This window comes from Streptomyces sp. CA-251387 (genome assembly GCF_050936625.1).
Classification (GTDB): domain Bacteria; phylum Actinomycetota; class Actinomycetes; order Streptomycetales; family Streptomycetaceae; genus Streptomyces.
Map to the genome: position 1 here is coordinate 3,579,634 of NZ_JBNJMJ010000001.1, position 23,174 is coordinate 3,602,807.

A 23,174-nucleotide genomic window follows, 5' to 3' on the forward strand; every position below is an offset into this window, starting at 1 on the left:
ACTGCGGGAGCGAGCGGTGAGCGGAACGTCCGAAGGGCCGACGCCCGCGGCAGACCTCATCCGGCCGGCCGTCACAGAGAGTAACGTACAGCCATCCCCCGGTACCGGGGCGCCGCCCTACGTGTCCGCCTTCTCCGCCGCACCCCTGGCGATGGCCGTGGTCGACCGCGAGGGCCTGGTCACCGGCGCCAACGCCGCCCTCGCCGACCTGCTCGGTACGGCACCCGGGGAGTTGGCCGGGGCGGTCGCCGCCGATCTGGTGGACCTCGCCTCCGATGCCCGCACTTGGCACGCGTACCTCGAGGTCCTGCGCGGCCGGCAGGCCAGACTGCGCTGCACACGGCGCCTCAAACACCCGGACGGGCACTCGCTTTGGGCCCAGGTCACGGTCGCCCCTCTGCCCGGCGAGGAGCCGGGCGGTGATCGGGGCGGCGTCCTGCTGTCCGTCGCCGACATCAGCGCCCACCGCGAACTCCAGGCGCGGCTGCGGCACTTGCAGATGCACGACCCGGTGACCCGGCTGCCCAACCGCACGCTGTTCTTCGAGCGCCTGTCGGCGGCGCTGGAGGCGGAGTCGTACGAAGAGAGCGGCACCACCGGCCGAATCGGCCTGTGCTACCTGGACCTTGACGGCTTCAAGGCGATCAACGACACCCTCGGCCACCGCGTCGGCGACAAGCTGCTGGCCGCCGTGGCCGAACGGCTCACGCGCTGCGCCGAGGAGGCGGGCTACGCCCGGTCGAGCCCACCCCTGGTGGCCCGGCTCGGCGGTGACGAGTTCGCGCTGCTCGTCGAGGACTCGACCGGCACCGAGCAACTGGCCGACCTCGCCGAGTCGGTGCTCGAATCCCTGCGGGCGCCCTTCGACCTCTCCGGCCGACGTCTGTCGGTGTCGGCCTCGATCGGCGTCGTGGAACGCCAGGCGAGCGGCACCACGCCCACCGCCCTGATGCAGGCCGCCGACACGACGCTGTACTGGGCGAAGGCCGACGGCAAGGACCGCTGGACGCTCTTCGACCCCGAACGCAACGCCCACCGCATGACCCGCCAGGCCCTCGCCTCCACGCTCCGCCCCGCCATCGAGCGCGGTGAATTCGCCCTCGAATACCAGCCGTTGGTGAGCATGGAGGACGGGCTGCTGCGCGGTGTCGAGGCGCTCATCCGCTGGAATCATCCTCAGTTCGGCGTACTGGCGCCGAATCGGTTCATCGGACTGGCGGAGGAGGACGGCTCGATCGTTCCCCTCGGCCGCTGGATCCTGGCGACCGCCTGCCGCCAGGCGCGTGCCTGGCAGGTGGCGCACCCCGACGAGCCGCCGATCTTCGTGAGCGTGAACGTGGCGGTCCGTCAGGTCTGGGACTCCGACCTGGTGGCGGACGTCGCCCGCATCCTCGGCGAGACAGAACTCGCCCCCCACCTACTCCAGTTGGAGCTCACGGAATCGGCGGTGATGGGCTCGGCGGGAAGACCGCTCCAGGCCCTCCAGGCGCTCAGCGACATGGGCGTACGCATCGCGATCGACGACTTCGGCACGGGTTACTCGAACCTCGCCTACCTCAGCCGGCTGCCCGTATCGGTCCTGAAGCTGGACGGCTCGTTCGTACGGGGCTTCCAGTACGAGAGCGACAACAACGCGGCCGTCCCGCCGAACCCTGCCGACGAGGTCGTCGTCGAGGCGATGATCCAACTCGCCCACCGGCTGGGCCTGACGGTCACGGCCGAGTGCGTGGAGACGCTGGCGCAGGCGTCGCGGCTGCGCAGCATCGGCTGCGACACCGGCCAGGGGTGGCTGTACTCGCGGCCGGTGCCGCCGGATCGTATCTCCGAGTTGCTGGGGGTACGGGTGTGAGGACCTCTCGCGGGCCTCTTCAGGATCTGGTCAGGCCTGGTCAGTCCCTGGGCAACCCGTAGGCGTCCGCGATGAGTTCGTACGAACGCAGGCGTATGTCCATGCCGGGGACGTTGCTCGTGATCATCAACTCGTCGGCGCCGGTGCGCTTCTGGAGGTCGTCGAGGCCGGTGCGGACCTCGTCCGGGGTGCCGTGGATGACGTTGGCGTTCCAGGAGTCGGCGAACTCGCGCTCCAGCGGGGTGAATTCGTAAGCCTCCGCCTCCTCCGGGCTGGGGATGAGGCCGGGGCGGCCCGTGCGCAGGCGGATCATGCTGAGGGCGGCGGCCCTGACCTGGCGGCGGGCCTCCTGCTCCTCGTCGGTGGCGAGGGCGGAGACGCCGATGAGGGCGTACGGCCGGTCCAGGACGGCGGACGGCTGGAAGGACTCCCGGTACAGGTCCAGGGCCGGGACGGTGTTCCGCGCCGAGAAGTGGTGCGCGAAGGCGAAGGGCAGGCCCAGGACGGCGGCGAGGCGGGCGCTGAAGCCGGAGGAGCCGAGCAGCCAGATCGGCGGGCGGTGCGGGGACTGGACGCCGCCGGGGGACGTCGCCTGGACCGGGCCGGGGACGGCGTGGATACGGCGGTAGGGGTGGCCGTCCGGGAAGTCGTCGTCGAGGAAGCGGGTGAGTTCGGCGAGTTGCTCGGGGAAGTCGTCGGCGCCTTCGTTGAGGTGGTCCGTGCGGCGGAGGGCGGCCGCCGTGGCGCCGTCCGTGCCGGGGGCGCGGCCGAGGCCGAGGTCGATACGGCCCGGGGCCATCGCCTCCAGGGTGCCGAACTGCTCCGCGATGACCAGCGGGGCGTGGTTGGGGAGCATCACGCCGCCGGAGCCGAGGCGGATGCGGGTGGTGTGGGCGGCGAGGTGGGCGAGGATCACGGCGGGGGACGAGGAAGCCACGCCCGGCATGGAGTGGTGCTCGGCGACCCAGTAGCGGTGGAAGCCGCGGGACTCTGCGAGGCGGGCGAGGGCGACGCTGGTGCGGAGGGCGTCGGTGGCGGTGTGGCCGGCGCTGACCGTGGCCAGGTCCAGTACGGAGAGGGGGACGGGGGCGGTGCCGTGGGTGGTGCCCCGGATCTCGTCGGCCTGGGTTTCGTCTGCCGCCACGGTGGGTGCCTCCTGTTGTGATGCCGTGCGCTGTCCTGCCCGGCGTTAACAGGAGGGGGGCTCCGGTTTATTCCTTTGCCCACTGGACCCCCGCTCCTCAAACGCCGGAGGGGCTTTTTTCAGCCCGTCCGGCGTTTGAGGACGAGGCCCCTTCAGGGCCGAAGCGGGGGTCTGGGGGCCGCAGGCCCCCAGGGACGGGACGGGTAGGGGCGGCGGGGGCGGAAGAAGGTTCTACACCTGCACGATCGGCTCCTTCGTGAACAGCGACCCCAGTTCCGGCGCGTTCACCCGGCGGTCCGTCAGCCTCAGGGCCTCCCAGACCGTGACCTGGTTGGCGGTGAGGACCGGCTTGGTGAGGTGCTGTTCCAGGGCGGGGAGGTAGGAGGCCGTGTGGAGGGCCGTGTCGGGGAGCAGGACGGCCTCCGCGTCGGGGTGGTCCGCCTCCCTCGCCAGGACGAACAGTTCCTTCTCGCCCCAGGTCCCGACCTCCGCCGCCGTGATGATCCCCGAGCCGCGGACCGACACCACCTCCAGACCCCCGGCACGCAGAAAGTCCGCGAAGAGCCCCGCCACGTCGTCCGGGTACGTCGCCCCGATCGCCACCCGCCGCACCCCGAGCTCCCGCACCGCGTGCACGAAGGCGAAGGACGTCGACGACGCCGGCATGCCCGCCGTGACGGCGAGGGTGCGCACCTGCTCATGGGCGCCCTCCCAGCCGTAGACGAAGCTGCCGGACGTGCACGCCCACACCACCGCCTCGGCGCCCGACAGCCGCAGCGCCTCCACACCCGCCGCGAGGCGCTCGGCCGAGCCCATCCGGCGCAGCGCGTCCACCCGGTGCGCGTCCTCGCCGATGTCGGTGTGCACCAGGTCGACCCGGATGTCGCTGGCCAGCAGTTGCTCGATGCGTGGGTAGTCGTCCTCGGCGGAGTGGCCCGGGTAGAGAAATCCGAGTGCGGTCATGTCAGCCTTTCTGCTGCTCGATGCTCGCTGCTGCTGCTCCTACTGCTGTTCCTGCGCCTACTGTTGCTCCTGCTCAGGAACATCCGGTACATCCGGAAGCACGGGACCGCCGCGCGCCGCCGGATCGATTCGTGCCGCCGGATCGATCAGCGCCTGATACGGCCCCACCGCTCGGGTACCCAGTCGACGCAGCGCCGCCCACATCGTGACCTGGTTGGCCGAGAGCACCGGGATGCGCAGTTCGGCCTCCAGCTGGGGGATCACGTCGTAGGTGGGGAGGTTGGTGCAGCTGATGAACAACGCGTCGGTGGCCCCCCGCACCGCCCTGCGCGCCATGTCGGCCACATCCCGGTACGGCACCTTCCAGATGTGCCGTGTCAGCCCCATGAACGCGCACCCGGTGACCAGGATCCCCGCCTGCGCCACGTAGTCCTCCAGCGCCCGCGTCACCGAGACGGTGTACGGGGTCACCAGCGCCACCCGCCGTACGCCCAGCTCGGTCAGCGCCTCCAGCAGCGCCCCGGAGGTGGTGACCGCCGGCACCGCTCCCGCCAAGGTCATCGCCGCGCACATCGCCCGCTCGCCCGCGATGCCGCCGACGAAGCTGCCGGACGTGCAGGCGTAGGCGACGACCTCCGGCGCGATCGCGGTCAGGGTGCGCACGCCGTCGCTCAGCGTCTCGTGCTCGCTGACCAGGCGGGCCAGATCGAGGCTGACCTCGACCGGCACATAGGGCGTCCGCGTCAGATGCAGCGAGACCTCGTCCGGGACCCAGCGCCACAGTTCCCGGTCCAGCGCGAAGTCGAAGGGGGCGACGACTCCGACACCGCGCTGCGGGCGGGGTCCGCCGAGGAAGGAGATGTCCATGGCGTCCATGGCAGGCACCGCCCTCACTAGGAGAAACAGGTGAGCAACGGACCGTACGTACGCCCGTGTTGACGAAGGTAGGTTCGGGTGCGAGCGTGGTCAAACCTCGCATGTCAGACGGCCGTCCCTTCCAGTAGAACTCCGAGAAACACCCCTCGCACACTCCCGGGAGACGACCCGCGCCACTCCCGGGATACGCCTCCGCCACTCCCGAGAAACGGCTCCGCGCACTCCCGAAAACGCCCCCCGCACTCCCGAAAACGGCCCCCGCACCCCCCGGAGAAGCGACCCGTATGACCTCTTCCGACCCCCCACCCACCCTCCTGGTCCTCGACGCCGACCCCCTCCCCCGCCTCGGCCGCCTCACCGGGCGCGCCCGTGTCGAGCACGCGGACGAGTCGACCCTCGCCGAGCGGCTGCCCCACGCCGACGTCCTGCTGGTCTGGGACTTCACCTCGCATGCCGTGCGGCACGCCTGGCCCGGCGAGGGCCCGCGGCCGCGCTGGGTGCACACGGCGAGCGCGGGTGTGGACCATCTGATGTGCCCGGAGCTCACCGCGTCCGACACCGTGGTCACCAACGCGCGCGGGATCTTCGACGAGCCGATCGCCGAGTACGTCGCCGCCCTGGTCCTGGCGATGGCGAAGGACCTGCCGAGGACCCTGGAACTGCAGCGCTCCCGCGAGTGGCGGCACCGCGAGGGGCAGCGTGTGGCCGGCACGCGCGCGTGCGTGGTCGGGTCCGGGCCCATCGGCCGTACGATCGTCCGCACGCTCAAGGCCCTCGGCATCACCACCGCGCTGGTCGGCCGGGTCCCGCGCACCGGCATCCACGGCCCCGACGACCTCGACCGGCTGATCGCCCGCGCCGACTGGGTGATCTCGGCAGCGCCGCTCACCGAGCAGACGCACGGCATGTTCGACGCCCGCCGCTTCGGCGTCATGCAGCCGTCCGCCCGGTTCATCAACGTCGGGCGCGGGCAGCTGGTGGTGGAGGAGGCGCTGGCCGAGGCCCTCGGCAAGCGGTGGATCGCGGGCGCGGCGCTCGATGTCTTCGAGCACGAACCCCTCACCCCGGACAGCCCGTTGTGGGACGTCCCGAACCTGATCGTCTCGCCGCACATGAGCGGGGACACGGTCGGCTGGCGCGATGAACTCGGCAGGCAGTTCGTGGAGTTGTACGAGCGATGGGAGGCGGGCAGACCGCTGCTGAACGTGGTCGACAAGCAGCGCGGGTACGTACCGGGACGCTGATGTCCACAGCTGGAGGGCGACGCATGACGGATCTCACCGAACTGACCGCCGTACAACTCCTCGACGGCTACCGCAAAGGAGAGTTCAGCCCGGTCGACGCCACCCGAGCCGCCCTGGAGCGGGCCGAGCGGATCCAGCCGGAGGTCAACGCCTTCGTACGTCTCACCGCCGACGAGGCCCTCGCGCAGGCGAGCGAGTCGGCCGACCGCTGGCGGCGCGGCGCACCGGCCGGTCTGCTCGACGGCGTTCCGGTCACGGTGAAGGACATCCTGCTGATGCGCGGCGCACCGACGCTGCGCGGTTCGAAGACCGTCTCCGAGAAGAGGAGCTGGGACGAGGACGCCCCCTCCGTGGCCCGTCTGCGCGCGCACGGTGCCGTCTTCCTCGGCAAGACGACGACCCCCGAGTTCGGCTGGAAGGGCGTCACCGACTCGCCCCTGTCCGGTGTCACCCGCAACCCGTACGACCCGGCCCGCACCGCGGGCGGCTCCAGCGGCGGCGCGGCGGCCGCTGTGGCGCTCGGCGCGGGGCCGCTCGCGCTCGGCACGGACGGCGGCGGCAGTGTCCGTATCCCGGCGGCCTTCTGCGGCATCTTCGCCCTGAAACCGACGTACGGCCGGGTGCCGCTCTACCCGGCCAGCGCCTTCGGCACCCTGGCGCACGTCGGCCCGATGACCCGTGACGCGGCCGACGCCGCCCTGCTCCTCGACGTCATCGGCACCCCGGACTCCCGCGACTGGTCGGCGCTCCCGCCGGCGCCGGGTTCCTTCGTCCCGGCGTTGTCCGGCGGTGTGCACGGCCTGCGCGTCGCCTACTCCCCCTCCTTCGGCGGCCAGGTGGCGGTGCGTCCGGCGGTCGCGGCGGCGGTACGGCGGGCGGTGGAGCGGCTGGCGGGGCTGGGGGCGTACGTCGAGGAGACCGACCCCGACTTCACCGACCCGGTGGACGCCTTCCACACCCTGTGGTTCACCGGGGCGGCCCGGGTCACCCAGCATCTGGGGCCGCACCAGCGGGAGTTGCTCGACCCGGGCCTCAGGGAGATCTGTGACGCCGGCGCACGTCTGAGCGCCCTCGACTACCTGGCCGCGGTGGACGTCCGCATGGAACTCGGCCGCCGTATGGGCCGTTTCCACGACACCTACGACCTCCTGGTCACCCCGACCCTCCCCCTCACCGCCTTCGAGGCGGGCGCCGAGGTCCCCAAGGGCTCGGGGCATCGCAGGTGGACGGGCTGGACGCCGTTCACGTACCCCTTCAACCTCACCCAGCAGCCGGCGGCCACCGTCCCCGTCGGCACGGACGGGGACGGCCTGCCGATCGGCCTCCAGCTCGTGGCCGCCCGGCACCGGGACGAGCTCGTCCTACGGGCGGCGCACGCGCTCTACGAGGCCGGCATCGCCGGGCTCACGCCCTCCGGAAGCTGAGCGACTCCCCCAAGGCCCCGGACCGCCACAGGTCGTTGCAGCCCTGGGCCATCTCGTCCAGCCCTTCCACGACCTGGCCCCAGACGATGCCGGGCACCCAGCCCACGTCGCCGTTCAGGAGCAGGTTGTTGCGCTCGTAGAACAGGGCCAGGTCGACCACCGTGGTGCCGGGGCGGACCTCGCGGTCGTAGCCGTAGGACTTGGTGCCGAGTTCCGTGCCGGCGAAGGCGAAGTAGCAGAGGTCTCCGGGGATGGGGGTGACGGTCGGGTTCTCCAGCGGCGGCTCCGTTTCCGCGAAGGGCGGGAAGAGGGCGTAGATCTCGTTGCGGGCGTATTTGGCGTGGTAGACGTCGCCGGTCAGGGGCAGGGCATCCCAGACGGCCGCGCAGGTGAGCGGGGCGCGGTCGTCCAGGAGTTTGGCCGTGCAGTGGATTCCCCGCTTGACCAACGACACCTCGATGAACCGATCAGTCATGCAATCCAGGGTGCATACATCGCATGGTCTCGGGTAGCCGCGCCGCCATGGCTCCACCAAGGGAACATGTCGAACCACACGTCGAACACATATCCGGCACCAGAGGCCGGCCGGCCGGCACCACACGCCGGTCGCTGCTCGCGGGGGTGGCGGCGCTCGGCGCGCTGGGCGCGGCCGGCTGCTCGCGCGTGGCCACGGCGTCCACGAAGGACGGCGGGGATCTGCTCGAACGGCTGCGGGCCGCCGGTGTCGTACGGCTCGGGATCGCCGGTGAGATTCCCTTCGGGTACATCGACAAGAACGGTGAACTCACCGGTGAGGCGCCCGAACTCGCCAAGGTCATCTTCAAACGGCTCGGGGTGGACCGGGTGCAGCCCGTGCCCACCGAGTTCGGGTCGCTGATACCCGGCCTGAACTCCCAACAGTTCGACGTCGTCGCCGCCGGGATGTACGTCAATCCCGAACGCTGCGAACAGGTCATCTTCTCCGACCCCGACTACCAGATGCTCGACTCCTTCATCGTGCGCAAGGGGAATCCGAAGGGGCTGCACGACTACAAGGACGTCGTCGAGAAGAAGGCCAAGTTCGCCACCGGGACCGGTTATGCCGAGATCCAGTACGCCGTCGAGGCGGGGTACAAGGAGAGCGACATCCTGATCGTGCCGGACCAGGTCGCGGGGCTGAACGCGGTCGAGGCCGGGCGCGTGGACGTCTTCGCCGGTACGGCGCTCACCACCCGCGAGGTCGTCAAGAAGTCCGCCAAGGCGGAGGCCACCAAGGCCTTCGCGCCCCTCGTCGACGGCAAACCGCATGTCGACGGCGGCGCCTTCGCCTTCCGCCCGACGGAGACGAAGCTGCGGGACGCCTTCAACGTCGAGCTGCACAAGCTCAAGAAGAGCGGAGAGCTGTTCCGCATCCTCAAGCCCTTCGGCTTCACCGAGGCCGAGATGACCGACCTCACCGCGAAGGAGCTGTGCGGAGGGGGGACGGGCGGATGACGTCGGGACTCTGGGAACTCGTACTGCACGGAATCTGGATCACCGTCCAGCTGCTGGTGCTGAGTGCACTGGTGGCGGCGGCGGTCGCCTTCGGGGTCGGCATGGCCCGCACCCACCGGCTGTGGATCGTCCGCTTCCTCGCGGGCTTCTACACCGAGGTGTTCCGCGGGACCTCCGCCCTGATCATGATCTTCTGGGTGTTCTTCGTGCTGCCGGTCGCGTTCGGCTGGCAGCTGGTGCCGCTGTGGGCGGGCACGCTCGCGCTCGGACTGACCTACGGGGCGTACGGCGCCGAGATCGTGCGCGGCGCCCTCAACTCCGTCGACCCGGCGCAGCGGGAGGGCGGGATCGCGCTCAGCTTCACGCCGTGGCAGCGGATGCGGCTGATCCTGCTGCCGCAGGCGGTGCCGGAGATGATCCCCTCCTTCACCAACCTCCTGGTGGAGCTGCTGAAGGGCACGGCGCTGGTGTCCGTCATGGGCATGGGTGACCTGGCCTTCAGCGCCAACCTGGTGCGGCTCGCGCTGCAGGAGAGCGCGGAGATCTACACGTACGTCCTGCTGATCTACTTCGTCATCGCCTTCCTGCTCACCCGCGGGATGCGCGGACTGGAACGCAAGCTCAAGGCCGGTGTCGGCAAGTCCGTCGGGCGCACGCCCGAGCAGGAGCTGCGCCGCCCTGAGACGACCGGCGTGGGCGCGGGAGGTGCTCTCGGATGACCTGGGACTGGGGCGCTGTCGCCGACTTCATGCCACGCTTCTGGGACGGGCTGCTGCTCACCCTGCAGATCCTGGCCATCGGCTCGCTGATCTCGTTCGCGCTGGGCCTGGTGTGGGCGCTGCTGATGCGCACACCGACGCGCTGGGTGCGCTGGCCGGTCGGGGCGGTCACGGAGTTCATCCGTAACACCCCGCTGCTGGTGCAGCTGTTCTTCCTCTTCTACGTGCTGCCCGAGTGGGGCGTCACCGCCTCGGCGCTGACCACCGGTGTCTTCGCGATCGGGCTGCACTACTCGACGTACACGATGCAGGTCTACCGCGCCGGCATCGAGGCGGTGCCGGCCGGTCAGTGGGAGGCCGCGACGGCACTGAACCTGCCGGTCGCCAGGACCTGGCGGGTGGTGATCCTGCCGCAGGCGATCCGCCGGGTCGTGCCCGCGCTCGGCAACTACGTCATCGCGATGCTCAAGGACACCCCGATCCTGATGACGATCACGGTCATGGAGATGCTCGGCGAGGCGCGGCTGTTCGCGCAGGAGAACTTCCAGTTCACCGAGCCCCTGACGGTCATCGGTGTGGCCTTCATCCTCATCGCCTATCCGGCCTCCCTTCTCGTACGAGCCCTGGAGCGACGCCTTGTCAGCTGACACCCCTCTGATGAAAGAACCCGACGCGAGCGCCAACCCTCCGGTGGACGGCGGCGAGCTGATCCGCTTCGACAACGTCACCAAGCGCTTCGGATCCAACACGGTGCTCGACCGGCTCGACTTCTCCGTCGCGTCCGGCAAGCACGTCACCCTGATCGGCCCGTCCGGCTCCGGCAAGACGACGATCCTGCGGCTGCTGATGACCCTGGCCAAGCCCGACGAGGGCACGATCACGGTCGCCGGGGAGCAGCTCTTCCCCGCCCCGGAGAAGCAGGTCCGTGAGGTCCGCAAGAAGATCGGGATGGTGTTCCAGCAGTTCAACCTGTTCCCGAACATGACCGTGCTGCGCAACATCACCGAGGCCCCGGTCACCGTCCTCGGCCTGTCCAAGGACGAGGCGGAGGCGCGCGCCCGTGAACTGCTGGAGATGGTGGGCCTCGCCGACAAGTGCGACGCCCGCCCGACCCAGCTCTCCGGCGGCCAGCAGCAGCGGGTGGCGATCGCCCGGGCGCTGGCCATGCGGCCGCAGGTGCTGCTGCTCGACGAGGTGACCTCCGCGCTCGACCCGGAGCTGGTCGCGGGCGTGCTCGACGTGCTGCGGGACATCGCCCGCAGCACCGACATCACCATGCTCTGCGTGACCCACGAGATGAACTTCGCCCGGGACATCTCGGACCAGGTCCTGATGTTCGACTCCGGCCGGGTCATCGAGGCCGGCTCCCCGGAGAAGATCTTCAACGACCCCGAGAACGACCGGACGCGGGAGTTTCTCAGCGCGGTGCTGTGACGACACCTCACGGAGCATGCTTCTGGCATATGCCAGCGTGCTGGAACCGCAGTTGAGGGCGTCGCAATCTCGTCAACAACCGCTCACTACAAGCCTCTTGCCGGTTATGGTGAAGGGGATTGGCTGACTGCAATCCGGCACTGGAGCGACCGCAGGGGGAACCGTGGCGCTGAAGCACGAGCCGACCGCGCCGTACCACTCGGCCCAGGACGCCCTGCGCGTCCTGGAGACCGTGGTGCGGCACACCACCGGAATCACCGACGCCGAGCTCGCCCGGCACACCCGCATCGGCCCGGAGCGCCTGACCAGCCTCCTGCGGATGCTGCGCCGCGAGGGCTACGTCGAGCAGATCGCCGACGGGGCGTACGTCACCGGCGAGGCCCTGAACCGTCTCGGTTCCGCGCAGGGCCGCGAGCAGGCCCTGCGCGAGAACCTCCAGCGCACCCTGGACCGGCTGCGCGACTCGGTCGGCGCCGCCGTCTACATCAGCCGGTACGTCGACGGAGAGGTCAGGATCGACCAGTACGCGGCCGGCCCGGCCACTCCCGTGGTCAACGAGTGGGTCGACTTCCGCTACTCCGCCCACGCCACCGCGATCGGCAAGAGCCTGCTCGGCCAGCTCGACCACAACGGGCGGCGCGACCATCTCTCCCGCCACAAGATGGCCCGCCTCACCTCGCGCACGATCACCAGCGACAGGGTCCTGCTCTCCCGCCTGGAGTCCCAGCCGCCGACCGTCCCCCACCTCGACCTCCAGGAGTACGCGGTGGGCACGGTGTGCGCGGCGGTCCCGATCACGGCCGGATCCTCGGTGGGCTGCCTGGCCCTGTCGCTCCCGGTCGAGCACGCCCACCGGCTGCGCCAGGCGGCGGACACCCTGAACCGGAACGCGGCGCCGGTGCTGCTCTCGCTGGCGATCTAGGCACTCCGGATGTGCTTCTGATCACCGAGCACCGGTGGTCAGAAGCACCCCACGGGACCAGGTAGTATTTTCTCTGTCGCCAGCCGCGAGAGCACAAATGCGCGGTCGGCGGGAGTCATGCGCCGCTAGCTCAGTTGGTTAGAGCAGCTGACTCTTAATCAGCGGGTCCGGGGTTCGAGTCCCTGGCGGCGCACCTCCGAAGGGCCTCTCGTGGGAGCGAGGGGCCCTTCGACGTATGCCAGGACGTCCGCCTCGGTGAGACTCCGGTACGCCCGCTTCCCCGGCGGCCGCCACCACACCGGATCGGCACACCGCACGCCCTCCCGCCTGAGCCCCGCCCGATGGATCTTGTTCGTGGCGGTCACCGGCATCCGCTGCACCACGCGCACGAACCGGGGCGCCATCTTCGTCCCCAGATCGGGCTGAGCGGCCAGAAACCCGGCGAAGGCCACCGGGTCGAAGCTGCCCGCGATCGTCGCCATGACCTGGTCCCCGGTCACCGGATCCGGCACCGCGTACACGGCGACGGCGTCCGCGCCCTCGTACCGGGCGAGGATGTTCTCGATCATCGCGGCGGAGAGGTTCTCGCCGTCCACCCGGAGCCGGTCGTCGCCGCGCCCCGCGAAGTACAGATAGCCGTCGGCGTCCCGGCAGAACAGGTCCCCCGTCCAGTACCAGCCCGCCCGCCGCCGCTCCGCCTCCGCCTCGGGGTTGCGCCAGTACCCCTCGAAGGGGTTCGGCCCGCGGTTGACCAGCTCCCCGATGGCCTCGTCCCCGTTGACCAGCCGCCCGTCCGTGTCGAAGACGGCCGGCGGGCACTCCGCACAGGTCTCCGGATCGAGTACGACGAGCCCGGGCACCGCCCGCCCCACGGCCCCCGGCGGCGTCCCCGGCGACCACTGCACGGCGGCCCCGCCCTCGGACGACCCGTACCCCTCCACCAGCCGCACCCCGAACCGCCGCTCGAAGGCGGCGGCGTCCACGGCGCCCGCCTCGGTGCCGAAGCCGAGCCGCAGGGTGTGGTCACGGTCGTCGGGGCGCGGCTCGGTGGCGAGGAGGTACTGGATCGCGCGGCCCACGTAGGTGAAGTACGTCGCCCGGTACCGCCGTACGTCCGCCAGGAACCCCGACGCCGAGAACCGCCGCCGCAGCGCCACCCCCGCACCGGCCGCGAGGGCGGGCGCCCAGTCGGCGATGACCGCGTTGCCGTGGAACATCGGCATGCAGACGTAGTGCACGTCGTCGGGGCGGACCAGGAACTGGTCGGCCAGGGAGCGCCCGGCCGCCGCCAGCCGGCCCTGGGTGCAGATCGCGGCCTTGGGGGCGCCGGTCGAGCCGGAGGTGAAGTAGAGGAGGAGGCGATCGTGCGGGGCGGCGCGGGAGGCGTCGGGCACCGCGTCCGCGTACGGCGCGAGCAGGTCGTCGTACTCCGGTGTGCCGGTCACCAGCAGCCGTGCGCCGGGCAGGTCCAGGCCGTCGAGCAGCGGCAGGTGGGCCCGTTCGGTGACGAGGATCCGGCACTCGGTGTGCAGGATGTCGCGGGTGAGTTCGGGTCCCCGGCGGGTGGGATTGATCCCGGCGACGGCGGCACCCGCGAGGGCGGCCGCGCTCAACCACATCGGGTACTCGGGGGTGTTGTCGAGGAGCACCCCTATGTGCGGCTCGGCGCCGGGCGGCAGCAGGTCGGCCAGCAGCGCCGCCCGCACGGCTGCACTGGCCGCCACCTCGTGCTGCGTGAGCGCCCGCCCCTCGAACCACAGCCCCGGCCGGTGATCGCCCCACCGCGCCGCCACGAGCTCCGCGACCGTGCGCCTCGTAGTGGACTCCATGGCAGCGCACCGTAGTTGACGGAACGTCAGATAGGGAGCCCGCGACCCCGGAACTACACCACCGTGAACATCAGGTGGGCGATGGCCATGAAGACGACACAGAAGGCGATGAGCACCCCGAAGAACGCCACGGCGCAGCCGGTGCCCGCCGCGAGCCTCCCCGGTGCCGGCGGCCGGGCCGTGGCACGCTCCGGGCGCTCCGGCAGGTAGTGCACGGTGACGATGTCGCCCTCGACGGTCGTGGCCGGACCGTTCGCCTCGTCGAAGCGGACGACACGGCCGTCACGCGCCATGAACTCGTACACGTGGTGCAGCGTCGTGCTCACCGACGTGTCGCCGCGACCGCCGCTCACCGTCGTGTACGCCCGCAGGCACCGCGCCTCGGCCGTGAACCCGCTGTTCCAGGCCCTGCGCATATCCTGCGCGCGGCCGACGATCCTGGTCAGCGCGAAGATCGCCAGGGCGATCATGAGCGCCGGTACGAGGTAGAAGAAGGCTTCGAATGCCACCATGGAGTCCCCCGGTCTTCCCGCGGCCGCGACCGGCCGACGTGGGGGAACCTACCCACGCCGGCCGCAGGGGTGACTCAAGGAAACCTCAGAACGTGACGTCCGAGCACGCGTAGAACGCGTTGCCCGTGTCCGCGATCGTCCACACCGCGAGGATCACATGGTGGCCGCTCAGCCCGGACGGCAGCCTGCCGCTGTGGGAGAGGGTGGCCGGTGGCCGCTGACCGTTGTACGGGACGGTCAGGAAGGGGGTGAGGTTGAGGTCGGAGCGGGCCAGGTTGTGGTTCTGGTTCCAGCCCGGCTTGGTGACGTAGTACTTGAAGTCGGTCGTGGCGTGCATGGCCGTGAACTGCCAGCGGAACGTGTAGCTCTGACCGCCCGTCACCCGGGTGGTGGGCCAGGCCCCGCCGGACGGCGTCCTCGGGGCGCTGAGCTGGGCGAACTGGCCCAGTCCCGCGTTGCATATCTGCCCGTCGGCCGGGCCGGAACCGGGGAAGCCCTTCGGGCCCTCGACGCTCTGCGGCTCCCACTGGATGGGGCCGCAGTTGGTGACGGTGCCGTTCTGACAGAGCTTCTGCCGGCTGATGGGGAGGTCCGTGTAGCCGTGGCTGCTCGCACCTCCGGCGGAGAGCACAAGAGTGCCGGCCGTGGTGAGTCCGAGTGCGGCGGCGTACCACTTGGTCTTTCTGCGCATGCTGCTGCTCCTGGGAACGTGGGGGAGGTTCAGTGAGCTTGCAGGTCTAGACCAAGTCTCAGATTATTGCTGACTGTTGAACATGTCCATACCAATCGAGGAACATGTTCGACAGGCTGTCGGACGCCCGTCGGCACCCGTCAGACGCCCGTCAGGCTCCCGCCTCGCCCCGCCCCACGCAGAACGCCACCGTCAAGTCCTTGACCAGCGCCTTGCGTTCGTAGTCGTCCAGCTCGACCAGCCCCCGCACGGTCAGCCGCGTCACCGTGTCCTCCACCGAGTCCACCACCGAGGTGAGCACGGTGGCCCGCTGCTGCGCGTCCAGCGCGGCGATACGGCGGCGGTGCATGGCCGCGGCGAACTCGGGGGCGTACTCCACCCGCACCGGCCGCACCGAGAACACCTCGAGCCCGACGGCCTCCGCGTCCCGCACCACCAGCCGTGTCAGCGTCTCCCCGGCCGCCTCGACGGATCCCCGCGAGCCGCCCGGCATCTCCACCGGCACCCTGGCCAGCGCCGCCTCGACGCACTCGCGCAGATACGTCTCGTGGTCCTCCACCCCGAGCAGCGCCCGCGCGGTGTCCCGCACCCGCCACACCACGAGCACCACCACCCGCAGCCCGACCCCGTTGCCGTCGGCCGCCGGCATCGGCTCGCTCCGCCAGTGCCGCAGCCGTACGTCGACCCGGCGGCGCAGCACCAGCGGGTTGACCCACAGCAGACCGGTGCGCCGCACCGTCCCCCGGTAGCGGCCGAACAGCCCGAGCACCCAGGCCCGCCCGGTCCGCCCCCTCACGAGCCCGCCGAGCCCGAACAGCCCCAGGGCCCCGGCCCCCGTGTACGCCGCCCACTGCACCGGCCCCAGCCCCGCGCCCGCGAACGCCGGCAACGCCAGCGCCTCCACCGCCGACGGCGGCAGCACCCCCGCCCACCACGAGGTGGCCAGGCACCCGGCCGCCCCGCAGGCCCCGGCGAGCACACCCGCCGCCCCGGGCAGCACCCGCGCGGGCCGCTCCACCAGGTCGGGGTCCATCTCCGGCACGGGCCGCGGCGTCGGCTGCACCGGCTGACGCAGGCGCGGCTGCTCCCCCGTGCCCTGCCGGCGTGCCACGACCGTCGGCCTGAGCGGCACGGAGACCGGGTCGGGGCCGTCGCGGAACAGCAGATGGACGGGGATCTCGGTGGTCGCCTCGTTCTGGATCAGCCGCGGGGGGCGGGGCGCCGCCCCTCCGTCCGGGACGCCCTCCGACTCGGACGGGTGAGAAGTGGTCGTGGTCAAGGGGTGCCTCCAGCCTCCGCGCCAGACGCGTCACAGCAGGGGTTGTCGGGGGTATCGGGATTCCAGGGATGCCAGAGGTGTCAGAGCTCTTAGAACTGTCAGAGGTGTCAGAACTGTCAGAGGTGTCAGAGCTGCCGGGGATATCGGTTACGAGAAGAGCCGCCGCCAGGTCTCCGGCCCCGGATAGCCGTCCGCCGCGCCGCCCCGCCAGCCCTGGGCACGTTGGAAGGCCTCGACGTTTCGCCGGTCCGCCTCGCCCCAGCGCGGCCCCGGCCCGGTCTTGTAGTGCTTGCCGTACCCCTTCTCCACCAGCTGCCGGCCGAGCTGGGTGACGTACGCGTTGCTGGCGCCCGGCCGGAACATCGCCCGCCCCGGATACCCCGGCACGCCGTGCGACGACGGCTTCCCGGTGGCGCCCGCCCCGGCCGCCTTCACGTCGTTGCCCTTGCCCGTCGCCAGCAGCTCCCACGTCTGCGGTCCCGGCAGCCCGTCCGCGTCCCGTCCCCGCCAGCCCTGCGCCAGCTGGAACGCGCGCGTGGCCCTGCGGTCCGCGTCCGTCCAGCGCGGGCCCGGTCCGGAGGAGTAGTGCCGGCCGGCGCCGCGCTCGACGAGCATCCGGCCCAGCTGGGTGACGTACTTGTTGTTGGCGCCGGGGCCGAAATACGCCCGTCCCGGGTACGGCGTTCCGGGCTTGGGGTCCTTCGGCTTGGCCGTGTCCGACTGCCCGGTGCCCGGTTTCGACCCCGTCGCGCCGCTCACCAGCCCCTTGTAGCGGTACGCGAGGTAGCGGTCGGAGTGGGTCCAGTAGGCGTACGGGGTGACCAGTCGGCGGGCGTGCGGGCGGATCGACTCGTAGGCGACGTAGTGGGTGTGCGTGTGGTCCGTCCAGCCGCCGAAAATGACGACGTGCGAGCCGTTCTCGGGGTCCGCCGGATTGTGGAACAGCAGAATGTCGCCGGGCTGCAGATCCTCCTTGGCGATGCGTACGCCGTACTGGTCGAGGCTTCCGGTCCATTCGTTTCCGGGCAGACTCCAGGCCATCGAGACGAAGCCCGAGCAGTCCTGCCGGTATCCGTCCGACCAGTACCTGTACATGCTGTACGGCACCTTCTCGGCGACCCATTTCTTGGCCCGCCTGATGATCTCCGCGCGGGTGGTCGTGGGCGTCTTGAGCGTGCCCGGCTTGGCCGGCCGGCCGCCCGAGCCGTGCAGCGGGGCCTTGCCGCCCTGGGGCGACGCAGGCTCGTCACCTGCGGGAACGCCGGGTAGATCGGGGGGATGGGGGGCGGCGAGGGCCGGGGCCGTGTGGCCGACGGCGAGGGTGGTGGAGGCGGCTGCGGCGACGATCAGTGCCCGGTGCAGGGCGGGGTGGCGGCCGGTCGTGGAATGCGGCAGGACACGTCGCCAGTGAACACATCCGGGGCAGTCGCAGTCACTCTCCGGATCGAATTCCTCGAATACCGGAGTCCGAGTCTCCATGCGATTCCCCTCACACTCCAGATGGAAATGTCCGCGGCTGTACACACCGTCAGTTTCACAACTGTCTTCGGCACTCGCATGTTGACGGTCCGAATGGTTTACGGCACCCCTGCGGACCCTGGCCACCCCGTCGCCCACGGTCAGGAGCACCCTCAGAGGTCATGTAGAGTTAACGCCGTCAGCAGGCGCCGCTAGCTCAGTTGGTTAGAGCAGCTGACTCTTAATCAGCGGGTCCGGGGTTCGAGTCCCTGGCGGCGCACAGACACACACCGGAAGCCCCTCGTGCAAGCGAGGGGCTTCCGGTGTGTTTGGCCGGATACCCTCTGGCCATGGCAGCGCGTGACCTTCAGGAGCGGATCAAGAGGCTCATCATCGACCGCCGGCTGCCCTCCGGGGCCCCGCTGCCGACGGAGCCCGAGCTGATGGCGCTTCTGGGTGCCAGCCGGAACTCCGTGCGCGAGGCGCTCAAGGGGCTGCAGGCGATGGGCATCGTGGAGATCCGGCACGGGTTCGGGACGTACGTCGGCAGCATGTCGCTGGCGCCGATGATCGAGGGCCTCGCCTTCCGCACGGTCGCCGGGCACTACCGCGGCGAGGACACCCTGCTCCAGCTGCTGCAGCTGCGGGAGGCCGTGGAGACGGGGCTGGTGTCGCGGCTCGCGGGGCGGGTTCCGGACGCCGACCTCGTTGAACTGGACGCGCTCGTCGACCGTATGGAAGAGCAGGCGGCGCGGGGCGGCGACGGCATTGCCGAGACCGACCGGGCGTTTCACGCCACCCTCTACCGGGGGCTGGACAACGCGCTGCTGGGCGAGGTCATGGAGGCGTTCTGGGACGCCTTCCACCGCGTCCACACCGACCTCGGCGGCGTCCCGCAGGATCCGCTGGTCACCTGCCGGCAGCACCGGGAGATCGTGGACGCGGTGCGGTCGGGCGATGCGATACGGGCGGAGGAGGCCATAAGCGAGCACTTCGGCAACATCCGCGCCCGCGTGTCCACAACGGGTACACAACACCCCCACAGGTGCCACAATGAGCGCGTATGACCGGTAAACACCTCGTTTCGCATCTTGCGATCATGTGAACCGACGTAGAACCTGGTGATTGGTTTTTCAAGATGCTGCGGATACGCGGCAGTTGGGGGGCAAGGAGCCGGTTGCCGGTTTTTGCCGGGGAGTAGGGGGCCCCGTTCATGGCCGCATGCCGAGGGGGGCATGATGCAACCGGAAGGTCGCTGTTCCATGTCTATGGTGGAGAAGATGTGGTGACTGCGGCCCGCCACTGATACGCCTGTGACGGTCGAGGGGGATCGGCACAGTCGTAAACGGAACCGAGAAACACGCGGTGACCTGCGTGTGGGGGGATGACTCATGACGTCGACGCCGACGGGCGCCCGGCAGAACTTCGACCCGTCTCAGACCACCCAGCTCAGGGTGCCTACGCATAGGACGGGAACGTTCCGCCGGATCAAGAAGACGCTGCCCAAGTATGACTACGAGCACTACAGCCGGCTGGCCGGTCCCCTCACCCAGCCCGACCCGAACAAGCCGTACCGGGTCCAGTACCGCTCGCTGATCTCGCAGGAGCCGCACCGGATCAGAGTCGCACTGATGCTGGCCGCGGCCCCGGTGCTCTCCCTGGTCCTGCTGTTCTGGCTGCTGCAGCCCGAGCACTGGACCGAACGGGACTATCCCGCCTTCGACTTCCTGCCGGCGCTCGACATAGTGATGCTCGTCTCGATCGGCCTGATCGAGTTCTTCCGCTGCATGAACGTGCTGTCCAACGCACACGCCACGCTGGTCGCCCGCGACCCGATCCCGGTGGTGCCGGAGACCGGCACGAGAGTGGCGTTCCTCACCTCCTTCGTGCCCGGCAAGGAGCCGCTGGAGATGGTGACGAAGACCCTGGAGGCGGCCGTCAAGCTGCGCCACCGGGGCCTTCTGCACGTCTGGCTCCTCGACGAGGGCGACGACCCGGAGGTCAAGGAGGTCTGCAAGCGGCTCGGCGTGCGCCACTTCTCCCGCAAGGGCGTCGCGAAGTGGAACCAGCCCAAGGGCCCGCACCGCGCCAAGACCAAGCACGGCAACTACAACGCCTGGCTCGACGCCCACGGCGACGACTACGACTTCTTCGCCTCCGTCGACACCGACCACGTGCCGCTGCCCAACTACCTGGAGCGGATGCTCGGCTTCTTCCGCGACCCGAACGTCGGCTTCGTCATCGGCCCGCAGGTGTACGGCAACTACGACAACTTCGTCACCAAGGCCGCCGAGTCGCAGCAGTTCCTCTTCCACGCCCTCATCCAGCGCGCCGGCAACAAGTACGGCGCCCCGATGTTCGTGGGTACGTCCAACGCCGTACGCATCAAGGCGCTCAAGCAGATCGGCGGCCTGTACGACTCGATCACCGAGGACATGGCGACCGGCTTCGAGATCCACCGCCACAAGAACCCGGCGACGGGCAAGAAGTGGCGGTCGGTGTACACGCCGGACGTGCTGGCCGTCGGTGAGGGGCCCAGCGCCTGGACGGACTTCTTCACCCAGCAGATGCGCTGGTCGCGAGGGACGTACGAGACGATCCTCAAGCAGTACTGGAAGGGCTGGTACTCGCTGCCGCCGAGCAAGCTCTTCAACTACACGATGATGATCATCTTCTACCCGATGTCCGCCCTCAACTGGATCCTGGCCGCGCTGAGCTGTGCGCTGTTCCTGGGCCTGGGCGCCTCGGGTGTGAACATCGACCCGACGATCTGGCTGATGCTCTACGGCAACGCCTCCGCGCTCCAGATCGGCCTGTACGTCTGGAACCGCCGCCACAACGTCTCGCCGCACGAGCCCGAGGGCTCCGGCGGTGTCGCCGGCATGGTGATGTCCGCGCTGTCGGCGCCGCTGTACGCGAAGGCGCTCATCGACTCGGTGCTGCGCAAGAAGAGCAAGTTCGTGGTGACCCCCAAGGGCGACTCCGCGAGCCCCGACAGGTGGTGGGCGACCTTCCGGTACCACTGGTACTTCATCGCGATCTTCGGCGCGTCGATCGTCGCCGGGTTCGTGTACGGGCACTCGCACCCCGCGATGATCATCTGGGCGACGTTCGCCATGCTGATCACCGCGACGCCGATCTTTGCCTGGCGCTACATGCTGCGGCAGGAGAAGAAGAAGCCCGCCGCGCCGGTGCCCGCCCAGCCCGCGCCGTACCAGCCGGAGCCGCAACCGCTGCCCGCGCAGCACGCTTCCCACGCTCCGCACGCGGCGCAGGCCCCGCACGCGCCGCAGCACAAGCCGAGTTGGGCCGCGTCGGGCAGTGGTGGTAACGATCAGACGATGCAGATCGCCCTTGGTGGACTTGGGGGACGTAAGGAATGAACGACCGTGCAGGCCGCCGCCGCGCCCGTCGACTCGCGATAGGTACGGCGGTGGTACTCGCGCTGGCCGGGATGAACGGGCCGTGGCTGTACCGCTTCGGGACCGAGAAATACCACCAGTACCAAATCAACAAGCCCGAGTACAAAGCGGAGAACGGCCACTGGGAGATCGTCGAGTTCCCCGAGGAGTACCGCCAGAACACCATCCACGCGGCGCTGCTGCACACCGGCAAGGTGCTGCTGATCGCGGGTTCGGGCAACAATCAGGACAACTTCGACGCGAAGAAGTACGACACCCGCATCTGGGACCCGGTCAAGGGCACGATCAAGAAGGTGCCCACGCCGAACGACCTGTTCTGCACCGGCCACACCCAGCTGGCCAACGGCAACCTGCTGATCGCGGGCGGTACCAAGCGGTACGAGAAGCTCAAGGGTGACGTCACCAAGGCCGGCGGCCTGATGATCGTCCACAACGAGAACCCGGACAAGCCGATCACGCTGCCCGCGGGCACCAAGTTCACCGGCAAGGAGAACGGCAAGACGTTCGTCTCCAAGGACCCGGTGCTGGTGCCGCGCGCGAAGAAGGTCTTCGACAAGGCGACCGGCAAGTTCCTGCGCAACGACCCGGGTCTCGGCCGGATCTATGTCGAGGCGCAGAAGACGGGCGCCAAGTACGAGACCGGCACCCAGGACAACTACCGCATCCAGGGCCTGTCCGGCACCGACGCGCGCAACACCTACGGCATCGCGCAGAAGCTCGCCCTCGACAAGAAGGACTTCCAGGGCATCCGGGACACCTATGAGTTCGACCCGGTCGCCGAGAAGTACATCAAGGTCGACCCGATGCACGAGGCCCGCTGGTACCCGACGCTCACCACCCTGGGCAACGGCAAGATCCTCAGCGTCTCCGGCCTCGACGACATCGGCCAGCTGGTGCCGGGCAAGAACGAGGTGTACGACCCGAAGACCAAGAAGTGGACGTACCTGCAGAAGGTGCGGCAGTTCCCGACGTACCCGGCGCTGTTCCCGCTGGAGAACGGCAAGGTCTTCTACTCGGGTTCGAACGCGGGCTACGGCCCTGACGACGTGGGCCGCGATCCGGGCATCTGGGACGTGGCCACCAACAAGTTCACCAAGCTGCCCGGGCTGAGCGACCCCAAGCTGATGGAGACCTCCGGAACGGTGCTGCTGCCGCCGGCGCAGGACGAGAAGTACATGGTGATCGGCGGCGGTGGCGTCGGCGAGTCCAAGGAGTCCAGCAACAAGACCCGGCTCATCGACCTCAAGGCGGACAACCCGAGGTTCGTGGACGGGCCGTCGCTGGAGAAGGGCACGCGCTATCCGCAGGCCTCGGTCCTGCCCGACGACACCGTGCTGGTGTCCGGCGGCTCCGAGGACTACCGGGGCCGCGGCGACTCCAACATCCTCCAGGCGCGGATCTACCACCCGGACACGAACGCCCTCGACCAGGTCGCCGACCCGCTGGTGGGCCGCAACTACCACTCGGGGTCGATCCTGCTGCCCGACGGCCGCGTGATGTTCTTCGGCTCGGACTCGCTGTACGCCGACGCGGCCAACACCAAGCCGGGCAAGTTCGAGCAGCGGATCGAGATCTACACGCCGCCGTATCTGTACCGGGACGCGCAGCCGTCGCTGTCCGGCGGCCCGCAGACCATCAAGCGCGGCGGGACGGGCACGTTCACCTCGCAGCACGCCTCGTCCATCCAGAACGTACGGCTGATCCGGCCGAGCGCGTCCACGCATGTCACGGATGTCGACCAGCGGTCGGTCGCGCTGGACTTCAAGAAGTCCGGGGACAAGATCACGGTGACAGTGCCGACGAACCGGAACCTGGTGCCGTCGGGCTGGTACATGCTGTTCGTGACCGACGACCAGGGCACGCCGAGCAAGGCGCAGTGGGTCAAGGTCCCGTAGCCGTAGACGACTTGGGGGCGCCCTCCGTGACGGAGGGCGC

At 69.9% G+C, this 23,174-nt stretch carries 20 protein-coding genes and 2 tRNA genes; 13 read left to right on the forward strand and 9 right to left on the reverse strand.

Translation table 11 applies throughout. From position 1 onward, the window contains the following. The first annotated feature begins 16 nt into the window (after window positions 1–16). Entirely contained in the window at window positions 17–1,849 is a 1,833-nt protein-coding gene (locus ACQEV2_RS15840) for a putative bifunctional diguanylate cyclase/phosphodiesterase (RefSeq protein ID WP_433040859.1), read from the forward strand. 40 nt (window positions 1,850–1,889) lie between these two features. Here ACQEV2_RS15840 and ACQEV2_RS15845 read toward each other — a convergent pair whose 3' ends face one another. From ACQEV2_RS15845 to ACQEV2_RS15855, 3 genes are all read right to left on the reverse strand, one after another. Next, window positions 1,890–2,993, reverse strand: coding sequence for an LLM class flavin-dependent oxidoreductase (locus ACQEV2_RS15845; RefSeq protein ID WP_433040862.1), 1,104 nt, complete (start codon window positions 2,991–2,993; stop codon window positions 1,890–1,892). Between the two features lie 231 nt (window positions 2,994–3,224). Continuing rightward, a complete protein-coding gene (locus tag ACQEV2_RS15850; protein WP_433040865.1) occupies window positions 3,225–3,956 on the reverse strand; it encodes a maleate cis-trans isomerase family protein in 732 nt (243 codons plus the stop codon). A 57-nt stretch (window positions 3,957–4,013) separates the two neighbouring features. After that, window positions 4,014–4,823: a maleate cis-trans isomerase family protein gene (locus ACQEV2_RS15855; RefSeq protein WP_433054471.1), complete on the reverse strand. Its 810-nt coding sequence runs from the start codon at window positions 4,821–4,823 to the stop codon at window positions 4,014–4,016. A gap of 293 nt (window positions 4,824–5,116) precedes the next feature. Here ACQEV2_RS15855 and ACQEV2_RS15860 point away from each other — a divergent pair, with 293 nt between their 5' ends. Both ACQEV2_RS15860 and ACQEV2_RS15865 read left to right on the forward strand, forming a co-directional pair. Further along, complete coding sequence (locus ACQEV2_RS15860; protein ID WP_433040868.1) at window positions 5,117–6,076, forward strand: D-2-hydroxyacid dehydrogenase; 960 nt, start codon at window positions 5,117–5,119, stop codon at window positions 6,074–6,076. A gap of 23 nt (window positions 6,077–6,099) precedes the next feature. After that, window positions 6,100–7,500 carry an amidase gene (locus ACQEV2_RS15865; protein WP_433040871.1) on the forward strand — a complete coding sequence of 467 codons (1,401 nt, stop codon included), beginning with the start codon at window positions 6,100–6,102 and terminating at the stop codon, window positions 7,498–7,500. On the opposite strand, the gene ACQEV2_RS15870 is transcribed toward ACQEV2_RS15865, so the two are convergent. Next, window positions 7,481–7,975: a DUF3830 family protein gene (locus ACQEV2_RS15870; RefSeq protein WP_433040874.1), complete on the reverse strand. Its 495-nt coding sequence runs from the start codon at window positions 7,973–7,975 to the stop codon at window positions 7,481–7,483. The genes ACQEV2_RS15865 and ACQEV2_RS15870 overlap by 20 nt on opposite strands. 47 nt (window positions 7,976–8,022) lie before the next feature. On the opposite strand from ACQEV2_RS15870, the gene ehuB reads away from it, so the two are divergent. From ehuB to ACQEV2_RS15900, 6 genes are all read left to right on the forward strand, one after another. Further along, window positions 8,023–8,973 (forward strand): ectoine/hydroxyectoine ABC transporter substrate-binding protein EhuB, encoded by a 951-nt coding sequence (gene ehuB, locus ACQEV2_RS15875; RefSeq protein ID WP_433054474.1) that lies wholly within the window; start codon window positions 8,023–8,025, stop codon window positions 8,971–8,973. Then, entirely contained in the window at window positions 8,970–9,692 is a 723-nt protein-coding gene (ehuC, locus tag ACQEV2_RS15880; RefSeq protein ID WP_433040877.1) for an ectoine/hydroxyectoine ABC transporter permease subunit EhuC, read from the forward strand. The genes ehuB and ehuC overlap by 4 nt, the downstream gene beginning before the upstream one ends. After that, window positions 9,689–10,339 carry an ectoine/hydroxyectoine ABC transporter permease subunit EhuD gene (gene ehuD / locus ACQEV2_RS15885; protein WP_433040880.1) on the forward strand — a complete coding sequence of 217 codons (651 nt, stop codon included), beginning with the start codon at window positions 9,689–9,691 and terminating at the stop codon, window positions 10,337–10,339. Before ehuC ends, ehuD begins: the two co-directional genes overlap by 4 nt. A gap of 10 nt (window positions 10,340–10,349) precedes the next feature. After that, window positions 10,350–11,126: an ectoine/hydroxyectoine ABC transporter ATP-binding protein EhuA gene (ehuA, locus tag ACQEV2_RS15890; RefSeq protein WP_433040883.1), complete on the forward strand. Its 777-nt coding sequence runs from the start codon at window positions 10,350–10,352 to the stop codon at window positions 11,124–11,126. Between the two features lie 163 nt (window positions 11,127–11,289). Continuing rightward, the gene (locus ACQEV2_RS15895) at window positions 11,290–12,048 is read left to right on the forward strand and encodes an IclR family transcriptional regulator (RefSeq protein ID WP_433040886.1); all 759 of its coding nucleotides are present in this window, start codon (window positions 11,290–11,292) and stop codon (window positions 12,046–12,048) included. A 119-nt stretch (window positions 12,049–12,167) separates the two neighbouring features. Beyond that, window positions 12,168–12,241: transfer RNA gene (locus tag ACQEV2_RS15900), tRNA-Lys, on the forward strand. On the opposite strand, the gene ACQEV2_RS15905 is transcribed toward ACQEV2_RS15900, so the two are convergent. The 5 genes from ACQEV2_RS15905 to ACQEV2_RS15925 all read right to left on the reverse strand — a co-directional run bounded on the left by ACQEV2_RS15905 (window position 12,207) and on the right by ACQEV2_RS15925 (window position 17,838). Continuing rightward, window positions 12,207–13,877, reverse strand: a complete 1,671-nt coding sequence (locus tag ACQEV2_RS15905; protein ID WP_433040889.1) for an AMP-binding protein — start codon at window positions 13,875–13,877, stop codon at window positions 12,207–12,209. The two genes, ACQEV2_RS15900 and ACQEV2_RS15905, sit on opposite strands and share 35 nt — an antisense overlap. Before the next feature lie 53 nt (window positions 13,878–13,930). Beyond that, window positions 13,931–14,389 carry a DUF3592 domain-containing protein gene (locus ACQEV2_RS15910; RefSeq protein WP_433040892.1) on the reverse strand — a complete coding sequence of 153 codons (459 nt, stop codon included), beginning with the start codon at window positions 14,387–14,389 and terminating at the stop codon, window positions 13,931–13,933. 85 nt (window positions 14,390–14,474) lie between these two features. Next, the gene (locus ACQEV2_RS15915) at window positions 14,475–15,080 is read right to left on the reverse strand and encodes a lytic polysaccharide monooxygenase auxiliary activity family 9 protein (RefSeq protein WP_433040895.1); all 606 of its coding nucleotides are present in this window, start codon (window positions 15,078–15,080) and stop codon (window positions 14,475–14,477) included. A 151-nt stretch (window positions 15,081–15,231) separates the two neighbouring features. Then, the gene (locus ACQEV2_RS15920) at window positions 15,232–16,359 is read right to left on the reverse strand and encodes an SPFH domain-containing protein (protein ID WP_433040898.1); all 1,128 of its coding nucleotides are present in this window, start codon (window positions 16,357–16,359) and stop codon (window positions 15,232–15,234) included. A 147-nt stretch (window positions 16,360–16,506) separates the two neighbouring features. Then, window positions 16,507–17,838, reverse strand: coding sequence for a peptidoglycan-binding protein (locus ACQEV2_RS15925; protein ID WP_433040901.1), 1,332 nt, complete (start codon window positions 17,836–17,838; stop codon window positions 16,507–16,509). Window positions 17,839–18,023: 185 nt separating this feature from the next. Here ACQEV2_RS15925 and ACQEV2_RS15930 point away from each other — a divergent pair. From ACQEV2_RS15930 to ACQEV2_RS15945, 4 genes are all read left to right on the forward strand, one after another. After that, window positions 18,024–18,097, forward strand: a tRNA-Lys gene (locus tag ACQEV2_RS15930). Between the two features lie 70 nt (window positions 18,098–18,167). Then, on the forward strand, window positions 18,168–18,884 hold the full coding sequence (locus ACQEV2_RS15935; RefSeq protein ID WP_433040904.1) for a FadR/GntR family transcriptional regulator: 717 nt from the start codon (window positions 18,168–18,170) through the stop codon (window positions 18,882–18,884). Between the two features lie 324 nt (window positions 18,885–19,208). Continuing rightward, window positions 19,209–21,200 carry a glycosyltransferase family 2 protein gene (locus ACQEV2_RS15940; protein ID WP_433040907.1) on the forward strand — a complete coding sequence of 664 codons (1,992 nt, stop codon included), beginning with the start codon at window positions 19,209–19,211 and terminating at the stop codon, window positions 21,198–21,200. Beyond that, complete coding sequence (locus tag ACQEV2_RS15945; RefSeq protein ID WP_433040910.1) at window positions 21,197–23,134, forward strand: galactose oxidase-like domain-containing protein; 1,938 nt, start codon at window positions 21,197–21,199, stop codon at window positions 23,132–23,134. The genes ACQEV2_RS15940 and ACQEV2_RS15945 overlap by 4 nt, the downstream gene beginning before the upstream one ends. Window positions 23,135–23,174 lie beyond the last annotated feature (40 nt).

Coding starts and splice junctions, on each gene's coding strand:
- ACQEV2_RS15850 (WP_433040865.1), bottom strand. CDS start 3,956: ATGACCGCACTCGGATTTCTCTACCCGGGCCACTCCGCCGAGGACGAC.
- ACQEV2_RS15855 (WP_433054471.1), bottom strand. CDS start 4,823: ATGGACATCTCCTTCCTCGGCGGACCCCGCCCGCAGCGCGGTGTCGGA.
- ACQEV2_RS15860 (WP_433040868.1), top strand. CDS start 5,117: ATGACCTCTTCCGACCCCCCACCCACCCTCCTGGTCCTCGACGCCGAC.
- ACQEV2_RS15865 (WP_433040871.1), top strand. CDS start 6,100: ATGACGGATCTCACCGAACTGACCGCCGTACAACTCCTCGACGGCTAC.
- ACQEV2_RS15870 (WP_433040874.1), bottom strand. CDS start 7,975: ATGACTGATCGGTTCATCGAGGTGTCGTTGGTCAAGCGGGGAATCCAC.
- ehuB (WP_433054474.1), top strand. CDS start 8,023: ATGGCTCCACCAAGGGAACATGTCGAACCACACGTCGAACACATATCC.
- ehuC (WP_433040877.1), top strand. CDS start 8,970: ATGACGTCGGGACTCTGGGAACTCGTACTGCACGGAATCTGGATCACC.
- ehuD (WP_433040880.1), top strand. CDS start 9,689: ATGACCTGGGACTGGGGCGCTGTCGCCGACTTCATGCCACGCTTCTGG.
- ehuA (WP_433040883.1), top strand. CDS start 10,350: ATGAAAGAACCCGACGCGAGCGCCAACCCTCCGGTGGACGGCGGCGAG.
- ACQEV2_RS15905 (WP_433040889.1), bottom strand. CDS start 13,877: ATGGAGTCCACTACGAGGCGCACGGTCGCGGAGCTCGTGGCGGCGCGG.
- ACQEV2_RS15910 (WP_433040892.1), bottom strand. CDS start 14,389: ATGGTGGCATTCGAAGCCTTCTTCTACCTCGTACCGGCGCTCATGATC.
- ACQEV2_RS15915 (WP_433040895.1), bottom strand. CDS start 15,080: ATGCGCAGAAAGACCAAGTGGTACGCCGCCGCACTCGGACTCACCACG.
- ACQEV2_RS15925 (WP_433040901.1), bottom strand. CDS start 17,838: ATGGAGACTCGGACTCCGGTATTCGAGGAATTCGATCCGGAGAGTGAC.
- ACQEV2_RS15935 (WP_433040904.1), top strand. CDS start 18,168: ATGGCAGCGCGTGACCTTCAGGAGCGGATCAAGAGGCTCATCATCGAC.
- ACQEV2_RS15940 (WP_433040907.1), top strand. CDS start 19,209: ATGACGTCGACGCCGACGGGCGCCCGGCAGAACTTCGACCCGTCTCAG.
- ACQEV2_RS15945 (WP_433040910.1), top strand. CDS start 21,197: ATGAACGACCGTGCAGGCCGCCGCCGCGCCCGTCGACTCGCGATAGGT.